Origin of the sequence: Pseudomonas cedrina subsp. cedrina (assembly GCF_001983175.1) — a bacterium.
GTDB lineage: Bacteria > Pseudomonadota > Gammaproteobacteria > Pseudomonadales > Pseudomonadaceae > Aquipseudomonas > Aquipseudomonas cedrina.
The window spans coordinates 447,478-470,768 of sequence record NZ_MNPW01000005.1; the positions used below are offsets into that span (position 1 = coordinate 447,478).

Genomic DNA, 23,291 nt, shown 5'->3' on the forward strand with positions numbered 1-23,291 from the left:
CGAAATTGTGCAGCTTCGACTACCGGCAAGGCAGTCAGTTCGCCACTAAGCTCATTAGAGTGAGTTTGAGGTCCGCCGTCTATCCCGGCAACCGGAAAGAGGCTGCATTAACGGGCATGAGCGCGTTAGGATGGCGCGAAATGCGCAGGCTCAACGAGGACAGGATATGACGGACTTTGCAAGATCGACGCCGGGCAAGATCGAAATTGTGCAGCGCGACAATGCCTATACGGGCTTCTACAAGCTGGATCGCGTGCAACTGCGCCACGAAAAATTCGATGGTGGCATGAGCCGGGTGATCAACCGCGAAGTCTTTGTACGTCATGATGCCGTATGCGTGCTGCCCTACGATCCGCAGCGCGATGAAGTGGTGTTGAACGAACAGTTTCGCGTGGGCGCCATGGGCCGCACCGACAACCCGTGGCTGATCGAGATGGTCGCCGGCCTTATCGACAAGGACGAGCAACCCGAGGAGGTTGCACACCGCGAAGCCGAAGAGGAAGCTGGGCTGACGTTCTCCGCGCTGTGGCCGATAACCAAATATTTCCCGTCGCCCGGCGGCAGTACCGAATACGTGCACTTGTACCTGGGCCGTTGCGACAGCGCCGGCGTGGGTGGCGTCCATGGATTGGAAGAAGAAGCTGAAGATATCCGCGTCACCGTCTGGGCGTTCGAAGATGCCCTGCAAGCGGTGCGTGACGGCAAGATTTCCAACGCAGCCAGCATCATCGCCCTGCAATGGCTTGCGCTTAATCGCGCGGAAGTGAGGGGGTTATGGCAGTAAGGGCACGGGAACGTTATCGAGTCGACTTGATCGGACTGCAAGCGGCCTGCGAGGCCAACTATGCGCGGCTGATGCGCCTGCTGCCCGACATGCGTCACGCCCCCGAGGCGCGGCGCATCGGTGTGACCCATGGCGACCAGATGCTCGGCGTGCTGGCGCTGGAAGTCATCGTCAACTGCCCGTACACCACCACCTTGCGTGTGCGCCAGGAGCACAGCCTGCCCTGGCTGCCGGTGCCGCAACTGGAAGTACAGGTGTACCACGACGCGCGCATGGCCGAAGTGATCAGCGCCGAACATGCACGCCGCTTTCGCAGCATCTATCCTTACCCCAACGTGTTCATGCACCAGCCCGATGAGAAAGCACAACTCAATGTGTTCCTCGGCGAATGGTTAAGCCACTGCCTGGCCCTGGGTCACGAGTTCGAAGCTGTTCGGTAGATGTGAACTGCGTCGGGTTCCTGGGTTTCCTCTTTGTGTCCTGCCCCAGCATAATCACGCCAAACATCCATTCCTGTGATTGCTTTGGGAGAGCGCCTTGCCGAGCGTATCCACCGTGAGCCCCGATGCACCGGTATTGCTGGTGCAACTGTCCGACAGCCATTTGTTTGCCGAGGCCGATGGCGCGCTGCTGGGCATGAATACCCGCGAAAGCCTGCAACAGGTAATCGAGTTGGTGCGCGCGCAGCAGCCCTGGATCGACCTGGTACTGGCCACGGGTGATCTGTCCCAGGACGGCACGCTTGAGTCGTACCGGCAATTTCGCGACATGACTACGCCCCTGGGGGCTGCGACGCGCTGGATTCCGGGTAATCATGACGAGCCGCCGATCATGGCCCGGGCCGCCGCGCACAGTGATCTGCTGGAACCGGTGGTCGATATCGGCCACTGGCGTGTCACCCTGCTTGACTCCGCCGTTCCCGGTTCCGTGCCGGGTTACCTGCAAGACCAGCAACTGCAATTGCTGGCCCAGGCCTTGAGCGAAGCGCCGAACCGTCACCACCTGGTGTGTTTTCACCACCATCCGGTCCCCATCGGTTGTGCCTGGATGGAGCCCATCGGCCTGCGCAACCCCGACGCCCTGTTTGCCGTGCTCGACCGTTTCCCGCAGGTGAGGGCGGTGCTCTGGGGGCATGTGCACCAGGAGATCGACCGCGAACGCAACGGCGTGCGCCTGCTGGCGTCGCCCTCCACCTGCATCCAGTTCGCGCCGGGCAGCGAGGATTTCAAGGTCAGCGAGCAGGCGCCGGGTTATCGCTGGCTGCGGTTGCATGCCGACGGGCGGTTGGAGACAGGTGTGGAGCGGGTGCAGGATTTTGCATTTACGCCGGATTACGCCAGCAGCGGCTATTAAAAGCTGCAAACACGGTTTGAAAAGGTGGGAGCTGGCTTGCCTGCGATGGCGGTATGCCAGTTAACACCTCTGTGACTGAAACACCGCCATCGCAGGCAAGCCAGCTCCCACACAAGTTATTCAGTGTCTGGTGGTCCGGGGAACTCACACACGCCCCCGATCCCTGTAAACTGCGCCCCTTTGGCAGAGTCACGGAGAGCCTGGCATGTCGGCTTCGATCCTGTATATCCACGGTTTCAACAGCGCGCCGGCGTCCAACAAGGCCAGCCAGTTGATCAGCGTGATGGACAACCTCGGCCTGGCCGACCGCCTGCAGGTCCCGGCGTTGCATCACCATCCCCGTCAGGCGATTCCTCAACTGGAGGAGGCCATTGCAGAACTGGGTCGGCCACTGCTGGTCGGCAGCTCACTCGGCGGCTACTATGCAACCCACCTTGCCGAACGCCATGGCCTCAAGGCGCTGCTGGTGAACCCGGCGGTCAGCCCTCATCGGATGTTCGACGGTTATCTGGGCACCCAGAAGAACCTCTACACCGACGAAACCTGGGAACTGACCCACGATCACGTCACGGCGCTGGCCGAGCTGGAAGTACCGGCGCCCCAGGATGCCGCGCGTTATCAGGTGTGGTTGCAGACCGGGGATGAAACCCTGGATTATCGCCTCGCCCAGCACTACTACCGGGCCTGTGCCTTGCGCATCCAGGCCGGTGGCGACCATGGTTACCAGGGTTTTGCCCGCCAACTGCCGGCGTTGTTGAGCTTTGCCGGCTTTGGCGCAGATCAGTACCAATCCTTCGATTTTGCAGCACTGTAAACATCGCAGGTTACTTTTTAATCGAACGACTCACGACGAGACACCATGGCCACTCCCAGCGCTAGCTCTTATAACGCCGACGCCATCGAAGTCCTCTCGGGCCTCGACCCGGTGCGCAAACGCCCCGGCATGTACACCGACACCAGTCGGCCGAACCACCTTGCCCAGGAAGTCATCGACAACAGCGTCGACGAAGCCTTGGCCGGGCATGCCAAATCGGTGCATGTCATTCTTCATGCGGACCATTCCCTTGAAGTGTCCGACGACGGGCGCGGCATGCCGGTGGACATTCACCCTGAAGAAGGCGTGTCGGGCGTCGAGCTGATCCTCACCAAGCTGCACGCCGGCGGCAAGTTCTCCAATAAGAACTACCAGTTCTCCGGCGGCCTGCACGGTGTGGGTATTTCGGTGGTCAACGCGCTGTCGAACCATGTACGGGTGAAGGTCAAGCGCGACGGCAACGAGTACGAGATGACCTTCGCCGATGGCTACAAAGCCACCGACCTGCAAGTGATCGGCACCGTTGGCAAGCGCAACACCGGCACCAGCGTGTATTTCGCGCCGGACCCCAAATACTTCGATTCGCCGAAATTCTCTATCAGCCGCCTCAAGCACGTGCTCAAGGCCAAGGCCGTGCTGTGTCCGGGCCTGCTGGTCACCTTTGAAGACAAAGGCACCGGCGAGAAGGTCGAGTGGCATTACGAAGACGGCCTGCGCTCCTACCTGGAAGATTCCGTCAGCGACTTCGAACGCCTGCCCAACGCGCCGTTCTGCGGCAGCCTGGCCGGTAATAAAGAAGCCGTCGACTGGGCACTGCTGTGGTTGCCGGAAGGCGGCGACAGCGTGCAGGAAAGCTACGTCAACCTGATCCCGACCGCCCAGGGCGGTACCCACGTCAACGGTTTGCGCCAGGGTTTGCTGGATGCCATGCGCGAGTTCTGCGAATACCGCAGCCTGCTGCCGCGCGGCGTCAAGCTGGCGCCGGAAGACGTGTGGGAGCGCATTGCGTTCGTGCTGTCGATGAAGATGCAGGAGCCGCAGTTCTCCGGCCAGACCAAAGAGCGCCTGTCGTCGCGCGAAGCGGCGGCGTTTGTCTCCGGCGTGGTCAAGGACGCGTTCAGCCTGTGGCTCAACGAGCATCCCGAGCTGGGCCTGGCCTTGGCCGAGTTGGCGATCAACAACGCCGGCCGTCGTTTGAAGGCCAGCAAGAAGGTGGAGCGCAAGCGCATTACCCAGGGCCCGGCACTGCCCGGCAAGCTGGCTGACTGCGCCGGGCAGGACCCGATGCGTTCCGAACTGTTCCTGGTCGAAGGTGATTCCGCCGGCGGTTCCGCCAAACAGGCACGGGACAAGGAATTCCAGGCGATCCTGCCGTTGCGCGGCAAGATCCTCAATACCTGGGAAGTCGATGGCAGCGAAGTCCTCGCCAGCCAGGAAGTGCACAACATCGCCGTGGCCATCGGCGTCGACCCCGGCGCGGCGGACATGAGCCAACTGCGCTACGGCAAGATCTGCATCCTCGCCGACGCCGACTCCGACGGCCTGCACATCGCCACGCTGCTGTGCGCGCTGTTCGTCCAGCACTTCCGCCCGTTGGTGGATGCCGGTCACGTCTACGTCGCCATGCCGCCGCTGTACCGTATCGACCTGGGCAAGGAGATTTTCTATGCCCTGGACGAAGCCGAGCGCGATGGCATCCTCGACCGCCTGGTGGCCGAGAAAAAACGCGGCAAGCCACAGGTCACTCGATTCAAGGGCCTGGGCGAAATGAACCCGCCGCAACTGCGCGAAACCACCATGGACCCGAACACCCGGCGCCTGGTGCAGTTGACCCTGGAAGACTACGCCGCCACCTCTGAAATGATGGACATGCTGCTGGCGAAGAAACGCGCGCCGGACCGCAAGTCCTGGCTGGAGTCCAAAGGCAACCTGGCCGAGGTGCTGGGCTGATGCGCACAGGTTTCGCCCTGGCGATCCTGATGTTGTGCGGGTTGCCGGCCACCCAGGTGGCTGCCGCGCCCGTGGCTGAGCTCAAGCTGATCTCCGAGCACCCGGTGGGCGGCATGCGCGGCGGTAACCTGTCGGGCCTGGCCGTGTGCGGTAACGCGTTGTGGACGGTTTCCGACCGCGACGACGACCAGATCTACCGCCTGGATACGCATGCGCCGACCTGGCAAGCCGAGGTGGTCAGGATCGACGTGCCGCCGGTGCCCGAATCCGGGTTGCCGTGGGGGCTGCGTTCGCGCACCAAGGCTGCCTCGTTCATTCGCGGTGGCGACCTGGATTTTGAAGGCATCGCCTGCGATGCCGCCGGCAACCGCTACATTGTCAGCGAAGCCCACGCCGCAGTGCTGCAAGTGCCGCTGGCGGGTGCGCCGCAATGGTTGAATATTGCCCCGGCGATGGTGCGTGAAGCGCGGGCCGGCGGCATGTTGCTGCACTTCAACGCGTTGTTTGAAGGCCTGGCGATCAGCCCCGAGGGCAACCAGATCTGGCTGGCTGCCGAGCGTGAGCGGCGCGGGCTGGTTTCGATCAAGTCTGCGCAGGGCCTGTGGGGCTGTGATGGGCCCTGTGTGCTGATGAGCGAGGCGGGCCGGCAAGTGCAGCCGGCCAAGTTCACCGATGCCAAGGCTGTGTCCAAGGATTTCGCCGACCTGGCGCTGTTCAGCGGCAAGCTGTTTACACTGGAGCGCAATGCGTTCCAGATTTGCCGACGCGATCCCTTCACGGCCCAGGTGGAGTTGTGCTGGTCGTTTGCCGACGAAACCCTGACGCCCGAACGACGTTACCCCCAGCCCTACGGCCTGGCTGAGGCCCTGGTGGTGGACGCCGAAGGCGCCTGGCTGGGCATCGACAACAATTTCGGCCCGCGTGCCGATGGTGAAAAGCGCCCCATGGTCTATCGTTTCGCCGCCCCTGCCGGTGGCTGGAGCGCCCAGCCATGAGCCCCTGTTTTTTTGACTTGACCCGGTGCAGCGGCAGTTCCGCTGCGCCTTACCCGACCATGATGAGGCCCGCATGAGTGACATCCTCGCAGACAGCTTAGACGGCGTAGAGCGCCGGTCGCTGGCTGACTTCACCGAAAATGCCTACCTCAACTACTCCATGTACGTGATCATGGACCGTGCCTTGCCGCATATCGGCGACGGCCTGAAACCCGTGCAACGGCGCATCATCTACGCCATGAGTGAGTTGGGCCTGGATGCCGATTCCAAGCACAAGAAGTCGGCGCGTACCGTCGGTGACGTGCTCGGCAAGTTCCACCCCCACGGTGACTCGGCGTGCTACGAAGCCATGGTGCTGATGGCCCAGCCGTTCAGCTACCGCTACACGCTGGTGGACGGCCAGGGCAACTGGGGTGCGCCGGATGATCCCAAGTCTTTCGCCGCCATGCGATACACCGAGGCGCGCCTGTCGCGTTACTCCGAAGTACTGCTGAGTGAGCTGGGGCAGGGCACGGCGGACTGGGGGCCGAACTTCGACGGTACACTCGACGAGCCGCTGGTGTTGCCGGCACGTTTGCCGAATATCCTGCTTAACGGCACTACGGGCATTGCGGTCGGCATGGCCACCGACGTGCCGCCGCACAACCTGCGCGAAGTCGCCACGGCCTGTGTGCGTTTGCTCGACGAGCCGAAAGCCACGGTCGAACAGCTCTGTGAGCATATCCAGGGGCCGGATTACCCGACCGAAGCGGAAATCATCACGCCGCGCGCCGATTTGCTGAAGATGTACGAAACCGGCAAGGGCTCGGTGCGCATGCGCGCCGTGTACCACATCGAGGATGGCGACATTATCGTCACGGCGCTGCCGCACCAGGTGTCCGGCGCCAAGGTGCTGGAGCAGATCGCTGCGCTGATGCAGGCCAAACCGTCGAAATTGCCGCAAGTGGCCGACCTGCGTGACGAGTCCGACCACGAAAACCCATGCCGCATCGTGATTATCCCGACCAACAGCCGGGTCGACCACGAAGTACTGATGCAGCACCTGTTTGCGAGCACGGAGCTGGAGTCCAGCTACCGGGTCAACATCAATATCATCGGCCTGGACGGCAAGCCGCAGCTGAAAAACCTGCGCAACCTGCTGGTGGAGTGGCTGGAGTTCCGGGTGAACACCGTGCGCCGCCGCCTGCAGTTCCGTCTGGATAAGGTCGAGCGCCGCCTGCACCTGTTGGACGGCTTGCTGATCGCTTACCTCAACCTGGATGAAGTGATCCACATCATCCGCACCGCCGAGCACCCGAAAGCCGAGCTGATCGCGCGTTTCGAGCTGAGCGAGATCCAGGCTGACTACATCCTCGACACCCGCTTGCGCCAATTGGCGCGTTTGGAAGAAATGAAGCTGCGCGACGAACAGGACGCGCTGCTCAAGGAACAAGCCAAGCTGCAAGCCTTGCTGGGCAGCGAAGCCAAGCTGAAGAAGCTGGTACGCACTGAGCTGATCAAGGACGCTGAAACCTATGGCGACGACCGTCGCTCGCCGATCGTCCAGCGTGCCGAAGCGAAAGCTCTGACAGAAACAGAGCTGCTGCCAAATGAGAAAATTACCGTCGTTTTGTCGGAAAAGGGTTGGGTTCGCTCCGCCAAAGGGCATGATATTGATGCAACCGGGCTGTCGTACAAGGCTGGCGACGGGTTCAAGACCGCCGCGGCCGGGCGTTCCAACCAGTTTGCGGTGTTTATCGATTCCACCGGGCGCAGTTATTCGGTACCGGCCCACACCTTGCCGTCCGCACGGGGGCAGGGCGAGCCGTTGACGGGGCGCCTTACGCCGCCGCCGGGTGCGAATTTTGAATGTGTGCTGCTGCCGGACGACGACGCGCTGTACGTGATCGCCTCCGACGCGGGCTACGGTTTCGTGGTCAAGGGTGAAGACCTGCAGGCCAAGAACAAGGCGGGCAAAGCGCTGCTGAGCCTGCCGAATAACGCCAAGGTGATCCTGCCGCGGCCGGTGGATGACCGCGAGAGCAATTGGCTGGCGTCGGTGACCACCGAAGGGCGCTTGCTGGTGTTCAAGATCAGCGACCTGCCGCAGTTGGGCAAAGGCAAGGGCAACAAGATTATCGGTATTCCAGGGGAGCGCGTGGCCAGTCGCGAAGAGTACGTGACCGACATTGCGGTAATCCCGGAAGGTTCTACCCTGGTGCTCCAGGCCGGCAAGCGCACGTTGTCATTGCGCCCTGACGACCTTGAACACTACAAGGGCGAGCGTGGTCGACGCGGTAACAAACTGCCTCGGGGCTTCCAGCGGGTGGATGCTTTGTTGGTGGAAACGCCTGCGTAAGGCGTATTAGAGCCCTCGATCTACGATTTAACGCGTAGATCGACGCTTTGGCGCTGGAGTCATGGCGCATATTCACGGATGATATGGCCTTTCCAGCGCCGGCGTGGCCGAGCGTGTTTAGGTTATTTTTAAGTATTACATTGTGGTTTGCCTTGTGGCAGCCACCTGGATGGGATGATGACTGCTCCACGCCTTCCTTTTATTTTCGTGCTCGCTGGCCTTTTGGGGCTGGCGGGTTGCAGCACGCACCAGCCGGTGTCGCTGTACCAGCTGGACAGCGGAAGTCCGGCTCAACCCGCTCAGACCGCCGGCATGGCCGTCTTGTTGGGCCCGGTGGTCGTAGCCGACTACCTGCAACGCGAAACCCTGCTGCAACGTCAGAACGACGGGAGCCTGCAAGGTTCCACCGATGGTCGTTGGGCGGGCAGCTTGTCCTCTGACATCAACCAGCTGATGTTGCGCCAAGTGGCGGGTCACCTGGACAGCCAGCGCGTCGTGCTCGCACCCGCACCCACCGGCTTTACCCCGGATGTGCAGGTGTTGTTGACCATTACCCGGCTCGATTCGGGTAAATCGCAACCGGCGATCCTCGATGCACAGTGGCGCTTGATCGACCGCCGTGGCCAGGTGCGCGATAACCGCATCGTGCATTTGCAGGAAGAGCACGCCGGCACCACCGCCTCCCAGGTCCAGGCCCAGGGCGTGTTGTTGCAGCACCTGGCGCAACAGTTGTCGGTGGCCCTCAAGCCATTGGCCAACCAACCGCCGATTGCCGAATCGCCACGCAAGCAAAGCGCCCCGGTGCAGGCCAAACCGACCGAGCCGCAGAAGCCAAAAATGCCGATGGCGACGCCGATCCGTACGGATATGGAAGTGTTCAGGTTCTGATCTGAATAACACGCAAACAAAAGGCCCGCTGACTCAGCGGGCCTTTTTTGTAGCGATTTGAATAACACTGAAGATCCCCTGTGGGAGCGGGCTTGCCCGCGATTGCGGTGTATCAGTCGACACATCATTGACTGAACCGCCGGCATCGCGGGCAAGCCCGCTCCCACAGGGTCCTGCATTGTTCATCAGGGCTTGGCGCGGGTCTCATGCATCCGCGCCAACTGCCGCTCCAGCATCGACGGGTACGGCTCCATCAAGCGCTCCACACAACTGGCGCCTTCCGGGCTGGCAATCGGGCGAATACGTGCGCGCTGACGGATCAGCGTATCTTCGCTGATCTTGCGCTCCACCAGCAGCAGGTTGCGGCTGTGTTGGGACAGGGCCAAGGCATCCTGGGCAATCTCGGTCAGCAACAGGTCGATCTGGCTCATGCCAAAGAGATCGTCGCCTACCGTCAGGCCCAGCTGCAATTGCAGGGTGATGCCGCTGTCGGCCACTTCGATCTGCAATTCATGGCCCAGGGCGCGCAGCAACTCGCCGCAGCAGATGGCGTTGGTCAGGTAGTCTTCGCCGCTGTCTTCGCTGTGGAACAACATCAGGGTGCTGCCATCGTTCAGGGTATGCAGTTCGCTCTGGTACAGCGACGCGGCCTGGTCGAGGCAGTCACGGTAGCGTTCCAGCAGTTCGGTCAGGCGCGCGCGCGGCAGGCGACGCAATTGGTCCTGGGCGCCCAGCTGCACCGCGAGTACGGCACTGTACTGGGGTTCGGTGCTTCTGAGCTGGGCCGGTTTCGGGGCGACGGCCGGGGTGCCGTCCGAAGTGTCGCGCAGGTCGGCGAAAGGGTCTTCGTCGTCCAGTTCGTCTTCTTCGGCGATGAACGCCTTGCGGGTCGCAGGCTTCAAGCCGGCCACCGGCGCTTCTTGCACGGCAAATTCCGGTTCGTCGTCGTAGTCGGTGTCGTCGAACTCAGGCTCGGGCTCGGCTTCGTGCACCACCGGTTCCGGGGCGAAGCTGGCGTGCAGTTGGCGGGCGAGGTCGCCGATTTCATCCTGGCGGTCGGTGGCCGGGGTGTGCTCGTCAATGTCGCGCAGCCAGATGCGCAGTTGCATCAACGGCGTGGAGATATGCCGGCCCAGGCGCAGGCTCAAGGCCAGGGCCAGCGCCAGCAGGATCGCGCTCAAGATGCCCATGCTTTGCAGGCTGATGGTCATCGGCTGCTGGAATTGCTGCATATCCAGGCTGATGCGCAGTTGGCCGGCCTTCACATCCTGAAACGTGATATTGCTCTGGTACAGGCCTTCGGCTTCGCCCAACAGGCCGTTTTTCGGGCGCTGCCCGGCTTCGGCCATGATCCGGTTGTCCACGCTATAGATGGCGGCGTGGGCCACCAGCGGGTTTTTGGTCAGGTTGTTGAGCAGCACGTTGAGGCTGAGGATGTCGTTGGACACCAGCAGCTCGGTCGCCGAAGTGGCGGTCTGGGTGGTCAGGCTTTCGCCCAGGGCGTCGGCCTGCTCGTGCATGGCCTGCTTGAACTGCAAACCCATCACGCAGGCGTAGATCACCAGTGCCAGGGCGACCAGGATCACGTTATGGCTGGCGATGCGTAATGCGATCGGTACACGGCGGTGGCGCAGTGCCCGGAAGATCAGCAGGAAGAAGTTGTCGGTTTTTACTGGCGTAGGCCGGTTCACTTGAGCTCGGCTCTTGGTCCGTGAAGTTGACGCGCAGTATAGCGACAGCCCTAGAACCGGCAAAGCGCTGGCTGTGCCCGATGGTCACTGAAAGTGGGTAGAATGCGGTTTTTTTCCAGCCTGGGGGTGCGCCTTGCGCGAAATTGTCCTGATAAACATCACTGGTGTTGACCGACCGGGTCTCACCGCAGCCATTACCGGTGTTCTGGCCCAGGGTGGTGTAAACATTCTCGACATCGGCCAGGCGGTGATCCACGACACGCTGTCGTTCGGCATTCTGGTGGAGATCCCGAGCACTGAACAGGCGTCCTCGGTGCTCAAGGACATCCTGTTTACGGCGTATAAGCTGGACCAGCAGGTGCGTTTCACACCCGTGTCCGAAGCCGATTATCAGCATTGGGTCGCCGGCCAGGGCAAGAAACGCCACATCGTGACGCTGCTGACCCGCAAGGTAACCGCCGAGCAGTTGCAGCGCGTCAGCTCGATCACCGCGAAGTATGGCTTGAACATCGACCACATTGACCGTTTGTCGGGTCGCATGCCGCTGGATACCCCCGCCGACAAGGGTAAAGGCTGCATCGAGTTTTCCGTGCGCGGCGAGCCGGCCGACCCGCAAGCCCTGCGCGCCGAGTTCCTCAGCGTGGCCCAGGAGCTGAACGTCGATATCGCCTTCCAGGAAGACTCGCTGTTCCGCCGCAACCGCCGCCTGGCGGTGTTCGATATGGATTCGACGCTGATCGAAGCCGAAGTCATCGACGAATTGGCCAAGGCCGCGGGTGTAGGCGAGCAGGTTTCGGCGATTACCGAGCGTGCCATGGCCGGCGAACTGGATTTCCGTGCGAGCTTTAAAGAGCGCCTGGCGCTGCTTAAAGGCCTGGACGTGAGCGTGCTGGACTCCATCGGCGCATCGCTGCGCCTGACCGAAGGCGCCGAGACCTTGTTCGCCGAGCTCAAGCGCCTGGGCTACAAGACCGCGATCCTGTCCGGTGGCTTCACCTATTTTGCCAAGCAGTTGCAGGCCAAGCTGGGCATCGACTATGTATTCGCCAACGAGCTGGAAGTGGTGGGCGGCAAGGTCACCGGCGTGGCCGTGGAGCCGATTGTCGACGCACAGCGCAAGGCGGATCTGCTCAAGGAATTGGCGCACAAGGAAGGTTTGCGCCTGGAGCAGACCATTGCGGTCGGCGACGGCGCCAATGACTTGCCGATGCTGGCGATTGCCGGGCTGGGCGTTGCGTTCCGTGCCAAGCCGTTGGTGAAGCAGTCGGCCAAGCAGGCGATTTCGACGTTGGGGCTTGATGGTGTGTTGTATCTGCTGGGCTTGCGCGACCGCGACGGGCAGCTCTAACCCCCTGCTAAAACACTGTAGGAGCGAGCTTGCTCGCGAGGAGCTTGAGAACACTGCGGGCAGTCAGAAAGCCCGCGTTATCGTTAGCGTCCTTCGCGAGCAAGCTCGCTCCTACAGAGGATCTACATCAGGCTTTGGGTAAACCGATGCCTTGCCCCATCTGTACCGGCGAACCCGCCACCAGTTCTTCAGCCCACTTCACCTGATCCGGCCCGAACAGCACGATCGCCGTCGAGCCCAGCTTGAAGCGGCCCAATTCCGCACCTTTTTCCAGGTGGATCGGCGCCCGCGCCGCTTCGTCGTAGCGGAATGTCTTCAGCTCACGCTTGGGCGGCGTTACCAGGCCGGCCCACACGGTTTCAATCGAGGCCACAATCATCGCGCCCACCAATACCACAGCCATCGGGCCGCGTTCGGTGTCGAACAGGCAGACAACGCGCTCGTTACGCGCAAACAGTTCCGGCACGTTTTCGGCGGTGGTCTGGTTCACCGAGAAGATCCGGCCGGGCACGTAGACCATCTCGCGCAAGGTGCCGGCCAGCGGCATGTGCACGCGATGGTAGTCCTTGGGCGACAGGTAGATGGTGGCGAAGTCGCCGCCCATGAACGGCGCCGCTGCGGCTGCATCGCCGCCGAGCAGTTCCAGCACGCTGAAGCTGTGGCCCTTGGCCTGGAACACCCGACCATGCTCGATCGGACCGAGCTGGCTGACCGCGCCATCGGCTGGGCTCAAGACAGCGCCTGGGGTTTGATCCAGCGGGCGAGCGCCGTCCTTGAGGGCCCGGGTGAAGAAGGCGTTGAAGTGCTCATAGGCGGTCACGTCTTCGACCAGGGCCTGGGACATGTCCACTTGATAGCGCTTGGCGAACCAGGTGGTGAAGGCATTCTTGAACCAGTGCACGCGGCACTCGGCAATGCAGCCGGCCAGGCGCGACAGCAAGTGGTGCGGCAGCAAGTACTGGCTGAGGATAAACAACTGCTTTTTCATAACTGTCCTTAAACCTTAAATCTCGACGGGGGTGTCGGGGTGGTTGCCCCATTCGCCCCAGGAACCGGCATAACCTTTGACCCGCGGATAACCGAGCGCCTTGGCCACCAGGTAGGTGAAGCCAGAGCGGTGGTGGGTCTGGCAATGGGTGATGATTTCTTTGTCTTTGGTCAGCCCCAGGCCTTCGAGGATTTGCGGCATGTCGCGGCGGATGCGCAGGTTGCGCGCCTGGTCCATGCCGGCGGTCCACTCGAAATTCACGGCGCCGGGAATGTGCCCACCTTTGGCGGCGAGCACCTTTTCACCGGAGTACTCCAGCGGACCCCGCGCATCCCAGATGCCCAGGTCGGCCGCGCCCAGGCGGCTTTGCAGGTATTCGCGGGTGGCGGTGGGGCCGTCGTGCAGCGTCAGGCTGACCGGGCCGCCGACGGGCGCGGGCACATCGGTGGAGACAGGGTGTTTTTCTGCCAGCCAGGCCAGCAGGCCGCCGTCCAGGTAGTGGTATTTCTGGTGGCCGATCACGTCGAGCAGCCAGATGAAGCGCCCGGCCCAGCCGCCGCCTTCGTCGTCGTAGACCACGTAGGTCGCGTCCGGAGTGTGGCCCAGTTCACCGAACAGGGTTTCCAGGTCGGCTTTGGCCGGCAGCAGCCCAGGAGCAGGCGCCTGGCCCCATTGGGTGCGCTTGGGGTCAACGAAATGCGCGCCGGGGATATGCCCTTCGGCGTAGCGGACGGCACTGGTAAGGTCCACCAGGATCAGGTGTTCGGCCTCCAGGCGACCGAGCAGGTCGCTGGGTTCGATCACCAGCGGCAAGCCAGAGAAGTCAGGCATGTGAGGTCTCCTGGGCACAAAGGTTGGCGATAAAAGAGGGGCGATTGTAGCGCAAGCATCAGGTGCTGCGGTTGGTAAAGCAGTGCAGGGCCTTCTCGATACATTGGGCGGTTTTGCCGAAGGCTTGCACCGTGGTTTCCGAGAACGGCCCGCCGCCCTGGTCTGCCACCATCAGCATCACCACCTTGCCGTTGCAGCTCAGCGAGCGCAGCAGCAGGTGTTCGCCGGTAAACAGGCGACGCAGGATCGGCGGCAGCAAGGCCGAGAACTGCGCATGGTTGTCTGGATTGAGGCGCACCTGGGCGGACTTTTCCAATAGACGCTGCAGCAGCGTGCTGTTGGTCACGTCCAGGCTGAGGTTGGCGGCGTCCTTGGGCAGGCCGTCGACCTGATGCACGCGCAAGGTGCTCTGGGCACGATCGGTCATCAGCAGCATGACCCGCTGCATGCCACTGGCCACCAGGGCCTCCTTGGCGCAGGTGGTCAGGTGCATGGCGTTGGCAAAGCGGCTCGGCTCCACCAGCAGCTCGGTGCAGCGCTTGCGCCACAGGGCCAGGGACTCGGCGGTGGGCGGCGGCGCCGGCAGCAGGCCGCGATGGATCTTCTGCACGTGCCACGGCCAGATCAGCGACAGCGCCGGGTGCCACAGGTCGGGCATCAACGTGGTGCGGGCGTTGGTGACGGCTTGTTGGTGGACCTGTTGCTGAACGTCGCCCAAGGGTTGTTGCAGGTACAGCGCAGTCAGGTACTGCCAACGCTCGGTGTGCGGGCAGGTCCAGGACTCCTGAGCCGACATCGCCAGGCCGTTGGCCAGCAACACGGTGTTGGCCGGCTGGTTCAACCAGCGGCGCAGGTTGGGTTCGGCGTCAAGCAGCTGTTGATGACGCAGCGGGTCATCTTCGCGGGCGATATGCAGTGCCTTGACCAGCAGGCGTTGTTCGCTCAGCAGCAATTTATAGCCTTGGGATACCCAGATCGGCAGGTGCCAGGCTTCAGTCAGGCCGACGCACAGATCCAGCAGGCGCACGCCGAACAATTGCTGCTCGACCTCGCGGGCCGGCTGGTTCTTGTGGATAACCCGCAGCTCCCATTCTTCCAGGAGTTTGGGGTAGGCAACCGCCATCGGCCACATGGGTGAAAGAAACAGCAGGCTGCCCCAATGAATATCCTGCCACAGCCGCGCCAGGCGGCTGCCAAACAAGCCGTTGGCTTGCTGCGAAGCGTGCTGGCTCACCAGCAGCAATTGGCGCAACGCCACCGGAATCTCGTGGGCCGGTACCGCAGGCAGGCGCGCCAGCAGTTCTTCGGCGCGCTTGAGGCCCAGGCGGTTAAGCGCCACTTCGAGGTTTTCCGCCGGTTCCGCCAGGCTGCCATGGGTGTGGCTGTTGGCCTCGCGCATTACGCTGAGCACGAGGGCCGGGCTGTCTTGCATCAGCTCGGCAATATCTCGCAACGAGCTGCGGCTGTCGCGGATGCCTTTGCACACACGGTCGTGGCTGGCCTGGGGAACAGGCAGCAGCACCTCATCCAGGCGCTTGATCCAAGCGGCGAGAGAAGTGGGTTTTGCAGTTGGGACTGTCGTTTCATTGGCCATGGTTGGGGCGCGATCATCACTTGCTGTCAACACGCCCGGAGCGGGCCGAACTGGCTTTTCGCCTTAACGGCCTATAGTCTGGCGCAGTTTTGCCGATAAGAGGAACAAGAGTTTTCAGTTCCTCCCAATATGTCCATGAACCCGACGGCGCAAGTACTCATCTCCTATGGCTAAAATTATCGGCATCATCGTCGTCATCGCAAGCGTGCTTGGTGGCTACGTCCTGTCCCACGGTAAAATTGCTGCGCTGATCCAGCCCTTCGAAGTGCTGATCATCGGTGGTGCGGCGTTCGGCGCTTTCTTGCAGGCGAACCCTGGCTACATGACCATGCACGTGGTCAAGAAGTCGCTGGGTATGTTCGGTTCGCGCTTCACCCACACCTTCTACCTGGAGGTGCTGGGCCTGGTCTACGAGATCCTCAACAAGAGCCGCCGCGAAGGCATGATGGCCATCGAGGCCGACATCGAAGACGCCGCTGCCAGCCCGATCTTCGCCAAGTACCCGGCCGTGCTCAAGGATGAGCGCATGACCGCCTATATCTGTGACTACCTGCGCATCATGTCCTCCGGCAACATGGCCCCCCATGAACTGGAAGGCCTGTTCGACATGGAACTGTTCAGCCTTAAAGAAGAGCTGGAACACCCTTCCCACGCCGTAACCGGTATCGCCGACGGCATGCCCGGCTTCGGTATCGTAGCGGCGGTACTCGGTATCGTGGTGACCATGGCGTCGCTGGGCGAGGGCGACCAGGCCGCGATCGGCATGCACGTGGGTGCGGCGTTGGTGGGTACCTTCTTCGGTATTCTCGCGGCCTACGGTTTCTTCGGGCCCCTGGCGACCTCCCTGGCCCATGACGCCAAGGAAGAAATCAACCTGTACGAGTCGATCAAGGCCAGCCTGGTCGCTTCGGCTTCCGGCATGCCGCCATCGCTGGCGGTGGAGTTCGGTCGCAAGGTGTTGTACCCCAAGCACCGCCCAAGCTTCGCCGAGCTGGAACAAGCGGTTCGCGGTCGCTAAGCCATGGAAAACAACCAGCCGATAATCATCAAGCGCGTCAAGCGCTTCGCTGCGGGGCACCACGGCGGCGCCTGGAAAATCGCCTTCGCCGACTTTGCGACGGCGATGATGGCGTTCTTCCTGGTGCTGTGGCTGATGTCCACCGCCACGCCGGAACAGAAGATCGCCATCGCCGGCTACTTCAAAGACCCGATTGGCTTTTCGGAAAGCGGCACGCCCTTCGTAATCGATCTGGGCGGTTCGCCGCAATTGGCGCCGGAGCGCACCATCAATCCGGAAGTGCAGACCGAATCGCCGCAGGAAAAAATCCCGATCGAGCGCGATACTGTGGAAGCGATGGCCGAGCAGGTCGAGCAGGAACGCCTTGAACTGTTGCTGCAGGAACTGCAGAACAAGGTCGAGGAAAACCCGCAACTGCTGAAGTTCAAGGATCAGATTTCGTTCGAAATCACTCCGGATGGCTTGCGCATCCAGATTACCGACGCCGCCAACCGCCCGATGTTCGACTCCGGCAGCGCGCGCTTGAAGCCGTACTTCGAAGACATCCTGCTGGCCATGGCCGACACCATCAAGGCGGTGCCGAACAAGATCAGCATCAGCGGCCATACCGACGCCAAGCCCTACTCGGGCCAGGGCGACTTCGGCAACTGGGAACTCTCGGCCAACCGCGCCAACGCCGCACGCCGTGCGCTGGTGGCCGGCAGCTACCCGGACCCGCAAGTGGCGCGGGTGGTGGGGTTTGCGTCTTCGCAGCTGTTTGACGCGAAGGACCCGTTCAACCCGATCAATCGGCGTATCGACATCGTGGTACTGACCAAGAAAGCCCAGCGTGCGATTGAAGGTGACCAGCCGCCGCCACCGCAGCCGACCCCAGGCGCGGGCGCGCCAGGCGAAGTGCCCGCCGACCCGAACGCCATTCCCCCAGGGCAACAGCCGTTGCCGGCGCATGAGCTGCGTCAGAAGCTGAATCTGTTTGATGATGGCGGGGTGAAGGATCCTACGGTGCCTGGTACGGGGTCGTAGAACACTAGCGACAATCTCAACTGAAAACGCCCCGACTCATCGGGGCGTTTTCAGTTCTGGCTAGGGCGGGAGGTAGGCTTTGACACCACTGATCACTCCTCGCATGTCGTCGGTACACAGGCGTGGTACGAAATATTCTCGCCCTTTGGATCGGCTTTTTCTATGGAGCTTGTCGAGGCGCTCGAAGCTTACGGTGTAAATCATGTCGCACTTCACCCACAGTTCCTTGTAGCCATCAGATTGAAGTGGGTTAGTACGTAATAAGTGGTGCCAGTCGTGCTGTACCTCAGGTGCGGTAGAGGAGATCGGCACCACCGTGCAGAGCTTGCGATTGTGCGTAGCGGTAGGAGATATCACCACGACTTTGCGGATTTTGAGCATTTCTGGTGCGACGAAACCTCGCGTGAAGTCGCAGAGGAGCACGTCGCCCTGTTTGGGGTGATAGTAAAGAGCCAATCGTTAATGCCCCACAAAAAGCAAAGCCGCCCGAAGGCGGCTTCATTCGACACGCAGTGGAGCTTGCTTCGCCCCTTCTGCGCCGCTGGATCAACCCCGAAGAGGATCCAGACTCCTGCCAGCTTGCGCTGGTGACGGAGAGATTATGAGCATCAGACGTTTCGAATTCAAGCTGGCTTGCGTCGACGCGCCACCCAGTTGTGCCGAATTCTTGATGCCGGCGCCCGTTAAATCAATGGATAAGGGCGCTTTGCGATGCCATTTATATGTATCAGGAAATGGCCGCTCAGTAACTGCTCTCCGGCAAACTCGCAATAATCGACCGATAGCTGTTCATCCGCTGCTGCTGCACGCGGCCGTCTTCCAGCGCCTTGAGCAACGCACAGCCCGGCTCGCGGTCGTGCTTGCAGTCGCGGAAGCGGCAGGTGCCGATCAGGTCGTTGAACTCGATGAAGCCCGCTTCCACATCGCTGCGGCTGACGTGGCCCAGGCCGAATTCACGGATGCCGGGGGAGTCGATCAGTTCACCGCCGCCGGGGAAGTGGAACAACCGCGCGGTGGTGGTGGTGTGGGTGCCCTGGCCGGACAGCTCCGACAGCGGGCCCACGCGGGTGTCGACTTCCGGCAGCAGGCTGTTGACCAGCGAGGATTTACCCACGCCCGACTGGCCGACAAACACGCTGATGCGCCCGTCCAACTGCTGTTGCAGCTGTTCCATGCCGTTGCCGTGGTGCGCCGAGACTTCCAGCACCGGGTAACCGAGGGTGCGGTACACCGCGAGCAAGGCGTTGAGCGCCGGGGCGTTCTGCTCGTCGATCAGGTCGAACTTGTTCAGCAGCAACAGCGGGCGAATGCCGGCATGCTCGGCCGCGACCAGGTAGCGGTCGATCAGGTTGGCATGCGGCTCGGGCAGCGGCGCGAACACGATCACGATCATGTCGACGTTGGCCGCCACCGGCTTGAGCTGCCCGCGACTGTCGGGGCGGCGCAGTTCGGTGGTGCGCGGCAACTGGGCGACGATCACGCCGATGCCCTGGTTGCCGGCACGCCAGACGACTTTGTCGCCGGTGACCAGCGCCGGCAGGTTGGCGCGCAAGTGGCAACGAGACACCGAACCCGCGAGTTCGCCTTCAAGTGCCTCGACTTCGACCTGCACACCGAAGTGCGCGATCACCAGGCCCGTTTGTTCGGGGCCCAGGTCACCGCCCTCGAGCGCTTCCACGGCGGAGGACTCACGTTTGGCGGCGCGCGCGGCGCGCTCACCCTGAATCTTTTCGATGCGCCAGTTTTGGCGACGATTGAGCTGGCGTTTGGCCATTGGTGTTCCGTGTCGATAATGCAAAGGTTTAGATGAAACGGTCGCGAGTCTAGCACGGCCCTGCCTGCTAAACTGCGCAGCTACGCCAAGGTGCCAAGAGAATCAAGCCATGCAAAACCCACAGAACCTGATTTGGATCGATCTGGAAATGACCGGTCTGAACCCCGACACCGACGTCATCATCGAGATGGCGACCATTGTCACCGACAGCAACCTCAATACCTTGGCCGAAGGTCCGGTGATCGCGATCCATCACAGTGATGAAGTGCTGGCGACCATGGATGAATGGAACACTCGCACCCACGGTAACTCCGGCCTGACCCAGCGCGTGCGCGACAGCCGCATCAGCATGGCCGAAGCCGAAGCCGAAACCATCGCCTTCCTGGAAAAATGGGTGCCGAAGGGCAAGTCGCCGATCTGCGGCAACAGCATCTGCCAGGACCGCCGCTTTCTCTACACCCACATGAAGGCGCTGGAAAGTTACTTCCACTATCGCAACCTGGACGTTTCGACGCTGAAGGAGCTGGCTGCACGCTGGGCGCCAGAGGTCAAAGACAGCTTTCATAAAGGCAGCACGCATTTGGCGCTGGATGATATTCGCGAGTCTATTGCCGAATTGCAGCATTATCGCAAGCATTTCATCAAGGCGTGATTCAGTGGCGCCTGAACTGGCGCTATCGCAGGCAAGCCAGCTCCCACATTGGACCGAGTTGTCATGACGAGCGCGGAACAAATGTGGGAGCGGGCTTGCTCGCGAAGGGCGCGACTCGATCTTTCGCCGAACGCCCCCAAATAATTAGACAGCCAGCCCAATCGCAAGGATCGCCCTCATGCTGCTGATGCTCTACCTCATCGCCATTACCGCCGAAGCCATGACCGGCGCCCTGTCGGCCGGGCGGCGTGGCATGGATTGGTTTGGCGTGGTGCTGATCGCCTGCGTGACGGCGTTGGGCGGCGGTTCGGTGCGCGACGTGCTGCTGGGGCATTACCCGCTGACCTGGGTCAAGCACCCGGAATATCTGGTGCTGACCTCCATCGCTGCGCTGGTGACGATCTTCGCCGCGCCGCTGATGCGGCATCTGCGCTCACTCTTTCTGGCGCTGGACGCCGTTGGCCTGGTGGCCTTCACGCTGATCGGCTGCATGACCGCCCTGGAAATGGGCCACGGCATGTTGGTGGCGTCGGTCAGTGGTGTGATCACCGGCGTATTTGGCGGCATCCTGCGGGATATCTTCTGCAACGACATCCCGCTGATTTTCCGCCGCGAGCTGTACGCCAGCGTGTCGTTCCTCGCCGCCTGGTTCTATTTGTTGTGCCTGTACCTGGAACTGCCTGGCGAACAAGCCATCCTGCTGACTCTGTTCAGCGGCTTTCTCCTGCGTCTGCTGGCGATCCGGTTTCACTGGGAAATGCCCAAGTTCGTCTACAACGACGACGTTCACTGACGCTCGGCGTGCTGTTTGAGCGCCCATTCCACATGCTCGCGCACCAGCTCCGAGGGGTAATCCCGGCGCGCCTTCAAGGCCTCCAGCACGGGGATGCTTGACGGTGCATTGCCCAGGCCCACCGCCAGGTTACGCAGCCAGCGCTCAAAACCGGCGCGACGCAGGGGCGAGCCTTCAGTGCTGCTGAGGAATTTATCCTCGTCCCACATGAACAGCTCGGCCAGTTGCGCGTTGTCCAGATTGTGCCTTGGCTTGAAATCGCCTTCGGCGGTGGATCGGGCGAAACGATTCCACGGGCAAACGATCTGACAGTCATCGCAACCGAACACGCGGTTACCGATCAATGGGCGCAGGTCCTCGGGGATCGCGCTCTTGAGCTCGATGGTCAGGTAGGAAATGCAGCGCCGCGCATCCAGCACATAAGGGCCGACGAAGGCATTGGTGGGGCAGATGTCCAGGCAGGCGGTGCAGCGCCCGCAATGTTCGGTGCCGTGGGGCGGGTCGACCGGCAACGGCAAGTCGACAAACAGTTCGCTGAGGAAAAAATAACTGCCGGCCTTGCGATTGAGTACCAAGGTGTTTTTACCGATCCAGCCCAGGCCGGCTTGTTCGGCAATGGCTTTTTCCAGTACCGGCGCGCTGTCGACAAAGGCGCGAAAGCCAAAGGGGCCGATCTGGGCCTGGATGCGATCCGCCAGTTGCTGCACGCGCTTGCGGATCAGCTTGTGGTAGTCGCGGCCCAGGGCATAGCGCGAGATGTAGGCTTTTTCCGGCTGGGCCAGCCGTTGCGCCATGTGTGTGTCGCCGGGCAGGTAATCCATGCGCAGCGAGACCACGCGCAACGTGCCCGGCACCAGCTCATCGGGGTGGGAGCGTTTGCTGCCATGGGCGCCCATGTAGTCCATTTCGCCGTGGTAACCCGCGTCGAGCCAGCGTTGCAGGTGCTGTTCGTGCTCGGCCAGGTCCAGGCCGCTGATGCCGACTTGTTGAAAGCCCAGCTCGCGGCCCCAGTCTTTGATCGATTGGGCGAGGGCGGGCAGATCGGTGGTGATGGCAGGCATGAGACAAGGGAAACCGCAGGTTAGATAGGTATAATTCTGCCAGACATCGGAGCTTGAAGACGCATGCCGCAGACAAAACACGCAATAACCGACGTACAGCGCCTTTTACACGGCCATTTGCCGCAACTGCCTGCACGTTCCCCGGATGCTCATAAAGGCCAGTTCGGCCACCTGCTGGTCATTGGCGGTGACCGTGGTACCGGCGGCGCTGCGCTGTTGAGCGCCGAAAGCGCCTTGCGCAGTGGCGCGGGCGTGGTATCGCTGGCAACGCGCATTGAGCATCTTCCCGCTGCGCTGGCGCGTTTGCCGGAAGTCATGAGCGTGGGGGTGAGTTCGGCCAATCAAATGATGGGCTTGCTGGAAAAGATCTCGGTCATTGTGATCGGGCCCGGCCTGGGTGACGCGTCCTGGGGTAAAAGCTTGCTGTCCGTCGCCGCCAACGCGCAACAACCGCAAGTCTGGGACGCCGACGCCTTGAACCAACTGGCCACCGGCAGCGTCAGCCTGCCGCCCAACTGCGTGATCACCCCGCACCCAGGCGAAGCCGCGCGCTTGTTGGGCATCTCGACAGCCGAGGTTCAGGCCGATCGCCTTAAGGTGGCGCGCGCGTTGAGCCAGACCTTCAACGCAGTGGCTATCCTCAAGGGGGCTGGCAGTTTGATCGCCAGCCCGGACGGACGTGTTTCACGATGTGACCAAGGCCATCCGGCGATGGCGACGGCCGGGCTGGGCGACGTGTTGGCCGGGCTGGTAGGCGCACTGCTGGCCCAGGGCATGCCCGCCTATGAAGCAAGCTGCCTGGCCGTGTGGTTGCACGCCACGGCGGGGGATCGCCAGGGCACCTTTGGTCGAGGCCTGGCCGCCAGCGACCTGATACCGGCCATTCGTCAATTGTTGGAGGAACAGTCCCCGTGCCTGAAGTAATTCTTTTCCTGGCCGATGAAGAAGCCATGGTCAGCTTCGGCCAGCGCATTGCCCAGGTCACGGCCGGGGCGGGGCTGATCTTCCTCGAAGGCGATCTGGGGGCGGGCAAGACCACGCTGTCGAGGGGGATCATTCGCGGGTTGGGCCATGCCGGGGCGGTAAAAAGTCCGACGTTCACCTTGGTGGAACCCTACGAGATTGGCAACGTGCGAGCGTTCCATTTCGACCTCTATCGCCTGGTGGACCCCGAAGAGCTCGAGTACATGGGCATCCGGGATTACTTCGATGAAGATGCGTTGTGCCTGATCGAATGGCCAGATAAAGGCACAGGCTTTTTGCCAAAGCCGGACCTGACCATTACCATTACGCCGCATGAGCACGGACGTCGGTTGAAGTTGTTGCCCCAGAGCGCGCGCGGCCAGTCGTGGTGCGCCGCTTTGGCATTGGAATTCAAATAATTGGTGGGGTTAGG

General features: G+C 61.9%; 22 protein-coding genes and 1 pseudogene. 15 read left to right on the top strand and 8 right to left on the bottom strand.

What is annotated here, in order from left to right; translation table 11 throughout:
* The first annotated feature begins 166 nt into the window (after positions 1-166).
* The 8 genes from BLL36_RS13020 to BLL36_RS13055 all read left to right on the top strand — a co-directional run bounded on the left by BLL36_RS13020 (position 167) and on the right by BLL36_RS13055 (position 9,122).
* A complete protein-coding gene (locus BLL36_RS13020; protein WP_076951839.1) occupies positions 167-784 on the top strand; it encodes an NUDIX domain-containing protein in 618 nt (205 codons plus the stop codon).
* Positions 775-1,224 (top strand): DUF1249 domain-containing protein, encoded by a 450-nt coding sequence (locus tag BLL36_RS13025; protein WP_076951840.1) that lies wholly within the window; start codon positions 775-777, stop codon positions 1,222-1,224. The genes BLL36_RS13020 and BLL36_RS13025 overlap by 10 nt, the downstream gene beginning before the upstream one ends.
* Positions 1,225-1,321: 97 nt before the next feature.
* A complete protein-coding gene (gene cpdA, locus BLL36_RS13030) occupies positions 1,322-2,137 on the top strand; it encodes a 3',5'-cyclic-AMP phosphodiesterase (protein WP_076951841.1) in 816 nt (271 codons plus the stop codon).
* Between the two features lie 205 nt (positions 2,138-2,342).
* Positions 2,343-2,951: a YqiA/YcfP family alpha/beta fold hydrolase gene (locus tag BLL36_RS13035; protein ID WP_076951842.1), complete on the top strand. Its 609-nt coding sequence runs from the start codon at positions 2,343-2,345 to the stop codon at positions 2,949-2,951.
* Positions 2,952-2,996: 45 nt separating this feature from the next.
* Positions 2,997-4,901 carry a DNA topoisomerase IV subunit B gene (gene parE / locus BLL36_RS13040; protein ID WP_076951843.1) on the top strand — a complete coding sequence of 635 codons (1,905 nt, stop codon included), beginning with the start codon at positions 2,997-2,999 and terminating at the stop codon, positions 4,899-4,901.
* Positions 4,901-5,896 (top strand): esterase-like activity of phytase family protein, encoded by a 996-nt coding sequence (locus BLL36_RS13045; protein WP_076951844.1) that lies wholly within the window; start codon positions 4,901-4,903, stop codon positions 5,894-5,896. The genes parE and BLL36_RS13045 overlap by 1 nt, the downstream gene beginning before the upstream one ends.
* Before the next feature lie 73 nt (positions 5,897-5,969).
* Positions 5,970-8,234: a DNA topoisomerase IV subunit A gene (parC, locus tag BLL36_RS13050; protein WP_076951845.1), complete on the top strand. Its 2,265-nt coding sequence runs from the start codon at positions 5,970-5,972 to the stop codon at positions 8,232-8,234.
* A 177-nt stretch (positions 8,235-8,411) separates the two neighbouring features.
* The gene (locus BLL36_RS13055; RefSeq protein ID WP_076951846.1) at positions 8,412-9,122 is read left to right on the top strand and encodes a PqiC family protein; all 711 of its coding nucleotides are present in this window, start codon (positions 8,412-8,414) and stop codon (positions 9,120-9,122) included.
* A gap of 185 nt (positions 9,123-9,307) precedes the next feature.
* On the opposite strand, the gene BLL36_RS13060 is transcribed toward BLL36_RS13055, so the two are convergent.
* Positions 9,308-10,813, bottom strand: a complete 1,506-nt coding sequence (locus tag BLL36_RS13060; RefSeq protein WP_076951847.1) for an AhpA/YtjB family protein — start codon at positions 10,811-10,813, stop codon at positions 9,308-9,310.
* Positions 10,814-10,946: 133 nt separating this feature from the next.
* Between BLL36_RS13060 and serB the strand changes: the two genes are divergently transcribed.
* Positions 10,947-12,161 carry a phosphoserine phosphatase SerB gene (serB, locus tag BLL36_RS13065; RefSeq protein WP_076951848.1) on the top strand — a complete coding sequence of 405 codons (1,215 nt, stop codon included), beginning with the start codon at positions 10,947-10,949 and terminating at the stop codon, positions 12,159-12,161.
* Between the two features lie 10 nt (positions 12,162-12,171).
* Here the strand turns inward: serB and BLL36_RS31280 are convergent.
* From BLL36_RS31280 to BLL36_RS13080, 4 genes and pseudogenes are all read right to left on the bottom strand, one after another.
* Positions 12,172-12,264, bottom strand: a pseudogene (locus tag BLL36_RS31280) (outer membrane lipoprotein carrier protein LolA); the annotation flags it as partial.
* 24 nt (positions 12,265-12,288) lie between these two features.
* Positions 12,289-13,149 (bottom strand): archaetidylserine decarboxylase, encoded by an 861-nt coding sequence (asd, locus tag BLL36_RS13070; RefSeq protein WP_076951849.1) that lies wholly within the window; start codon positions 13,147-13,149, stop codon positions 12,289-12,291.
* 15 nt (positions 13,150-13,164) lie between these two features.
* Positions 13,165-13,980, bottom strand: coding sequence for a thiosulfate sulfurtransferase (gene rhdA, locus BLL36_RS13075; protein ID WP_076951850.1), 816 nt, complete (start codon positions 13,978-13,980; stop codon positions 13,165-13,167).
* Between the two features lie 58 nt (positions 13,981-14,038).
* Positions 14,039-15,574 carry an HDOD domain-containing protein gene (locus tag BLL36_RS13080; protein WP_076951851.1) on the bottom strand — a complete coding sequence of 512 codons (1,536 nt, stop codon included), beginning with the start codon at positions 15,572-15,574 and terminating at the stop codon, positions 14,039-14,041.
* Positions 15,575-15,740: 166 nt separating this feature from the next.
* Between BLL36_RS13080 and motA the strand changes: the two genes are divergently transcribed.
* Positions 15,741-16,592 carry a flagellar motor stator protein MotA gene (gene motA, locus BLL36_RS13085; protein ID WP_016976894.1) on the top strand — a complete coding sequence of 284 codons (852 nt, stop codon included), beginning with the start codon at positions 15,741-15,743 and terminating at the stop codon, positions 16,590-16,592.
* A 3-nt stretch (positions 16,593-16,595) separates the two neighbouring features.
* Entirely contained in the window at positions 16,596-17,615 is a 1,020-nt protein-coding gene (gene motB, locus BLL36_RS13090; RefSeq protein WP_076951852.1) for a flagellar motor protein MotB, read from the top strand.
* A gap of 60 nt (positions 17,616-17,675) precedes the next feature.
* Here motB and BLL36_RS13095 read toward each other — a convergent pair whose 3' ends face one another.
* Together BLL36_RS13095 and rsgA are read right to left on the bottom strand one after the other, a co-directional pair.
* Positions 17,676-18,038, bottom strand: a complete 363-nt coding sequence (locus BLL36_RS13095) for a type II toxin-antitoxin system PemK/MazF family toxin (protein WP_267903506.1) — start codon at positions 18,036-18,038, stop codon at positions 17,676-17,678.
* 319 nt (positions 18,039-18,357) lie between these two features.
* Entirely contained in the window at positions 18,358-19,389 is a 1,032-nt protein-coding gene (gene rsgA / locus BLL36_RS13100; RefSeq protein WP_003171340.1) for a small ribosomal subunit biogenesis GTPase RsgA, read from the bottom strand.
* A gap of 109 nt (positions 19,390-19,498) precedes the next feature.
* Here rsgA and orn point away from each other — a divergent pair, with 109 nt between their 5' ends.
* Both orn and BLL36_RS13110 read left to right on the top strand, forming a co-directional pair.
* Positions 19,499-20,041, top strand: a complete 543-nt coding sequence (orn, locus tag BLL36_RS13105) for an oligoribonuclease (RefSeq protein ID WP_076951854.1) — start codon at positions 19,499-19,501, stop codon at positions 20,039-20,041.
* A gap of 178 nt (positions 20,042-20,219) precedes the next feature.
* Positions 20,220-20,834 carry a trimeric intracellular cation channel family protein gene (locus BLL36_RS13110; RefSeq protein WP_076951855.1) on the top strand — a complete coding sequence of 205 codons (615 nt, stop codon included), beginning with the start codon at positions 20,220-20,222 and terminating at the stop codon, positions 20,832-20,834.
* On the opposite strand, the gene queG is transcribed toward BLL36_RS13110, so the two are convergent.
* Positions 20,828-21,895, bottom strand: a complete 1,068-nt coding sequence (gene queG / locus BLL36_RS13115; protein ID WP_076951856.1) for a tRNA epoxyqueuosine(34) reductase QueG — start codon at positions 21,893-21,895, stop codon at positions 20,828-20,830. The two genes, BLL36_RS13110 and queG, sit on opposite strands and share 7 nt — an antisense overlap.
* Positions 21,896-21,958: 63 nt before the next feature.
* Here queG and BLL36_RS13120 point away from each other — a divergent pair, with 63 nt between their 5' ends.
* Positions 21,959-22,819, top strand: coding sequence for an NAD(P)H-hydrate dehydratase (locus BLL36_RS13120; RefSeq protein WP_076951857.1), 861 nt, complete (start codon positions 21,959-21,961; stop codon positions 22,817-22,819).
* Positions 22,807-23,277, top strand: a complete 471-nt coding sequence (gene tsaE / locus BLL36_RS13125) for a tRNA (adenosine(37)-N6)-threonylcarbamoyltransferase complex ATPase subunit type 1 TsaE (RefSeq protein WP_076951858.1) — start codon at positions 22,807-22,809, stop codon at positions 23,275-23,277. Before BLL36_RS13120 ends, tsaE begins: the two co-directional genes overlap by 13 nt.
* Positions 23,278-23,291 lie beyond the last annotated feature (14 nt).

Excerpts from the sequence above, each read along its gene's own strand:
- BLL36_RS13020 (WP_076951839.1), top strand. The coding sequence starts at position 167 with ATGACGGACTTTGCAAGATCGACGCCGGGCAAGATCGAAATTGTGCAG.
- BLL36_RS13025 (WP_076951840.1), top strand. The coding sequence starts at position 775 with ATGGCAGTAAGGGCACGGGAACGTTATCGAGTCGACTTGATCGGACTG.
- BLL36_RS13035 (WP_076951842.1), top strand. The coding sequence starts at position 2,343 with ATGTCGGCTTCGATCCTGTATATCCACGGTTTCAACAGCGCGCCGGCG.
- parE (WP_076951843.1), top strand. The coding sequence starts at position 2,997 with ATGGCCACTCCCAGCGCTAGCTCTTATAACGCCGACGCCATCGAAGTC.
- BLL36_RS13045 (WP_076951844.1), top strand. The coding sequence starts at position 4,901 with ATGCGCACAGGTTTCGCCCTGGCGATCCTGATGTTGTGCGGGTTGCCG.
- parC (WP_076951845.1), top strand. The coding sequence starts at position 5,970 with ATGAGTGACATCCTCGCAGACAGCTTAGACGGCGTAGAGCGCCGGTCG.
- BLL36_RS13055 (WP_076951846.1), top strand. The coding sequence starts at position 8,412 with ATGACTGCTCCACGCCTTCCTTTTATTTTCGTGCTCGCTGGCCTTTTG.
- asd (WP_076951849.1), bottom strand. The coding sequence starts at position 13,149 with ATGAAAAAGCAGTTGTTTATCCTCAGCCAGTACTTGCTGCCGCACCAC.
- rhdA (WP_076951850.1), bottom strand. The coding sequence starts at position 13,980 with ATGCCTGACTTCTCTGGCTTGCCGCTGGTGATCGAACCCAGCGACCTG.
- BLL36_RS13080 (WP_076951851.1), bottom strand. The coding sequence starts at position 15,574 with ATGGCCAATGAAACGACAGTCCCAACTGCAAAACCCACTTCTCTCGCC.
- motA (WP_016976894.1), top strand. The coding sequence starts at position 15,741 with ATGGCTAAAATTATCGGCATCATCGTCGTCATCGCAAGCGTGCTTGGT.
- motB (WP_076951852.1), top strand. The coding sequence starts at position 16,596 with ATGGAAAACAACCAGCCGATAATCATCAAGCGCGTCAAGCGCTTCGCT.
- rsgA (WP_003171340.1), bottom strand. The coding sequence starts at position 19,389 with ATGGCCAAACGCCAGCTCAATCGTCGCCAAAACTGGCGCATCGAAAAG.
- orn (WP_076951854.1), top strand. The coding sequence starts at position 19,499 with ATGCAAAACCCACAGAACCTGATTTGGATCGATCTGGAAATGACCGGT.
- BLL36_RS13110 (WP_076951855.1), top strand. The coding sequence starts at position 20,220 with ATGCTGCTGATGCTCTACCTCATCGCCATTACCGCCGAAGCCATGACC.
- queG (WP_076951856.1), bottom strand. The coding sequence starts at position 21,895 with ATGCCTGCCATCACCACCGATCTGCCCGCCCTCGCCCAATCGATCAAA.
- BLL36_RS13120 (WP_076951857.1), top strand. The coding sequence starts at position 21,959 with ATGCCGCAGACAAAACACGCAATAACCGACGTACAGCGCCTTTTACAC.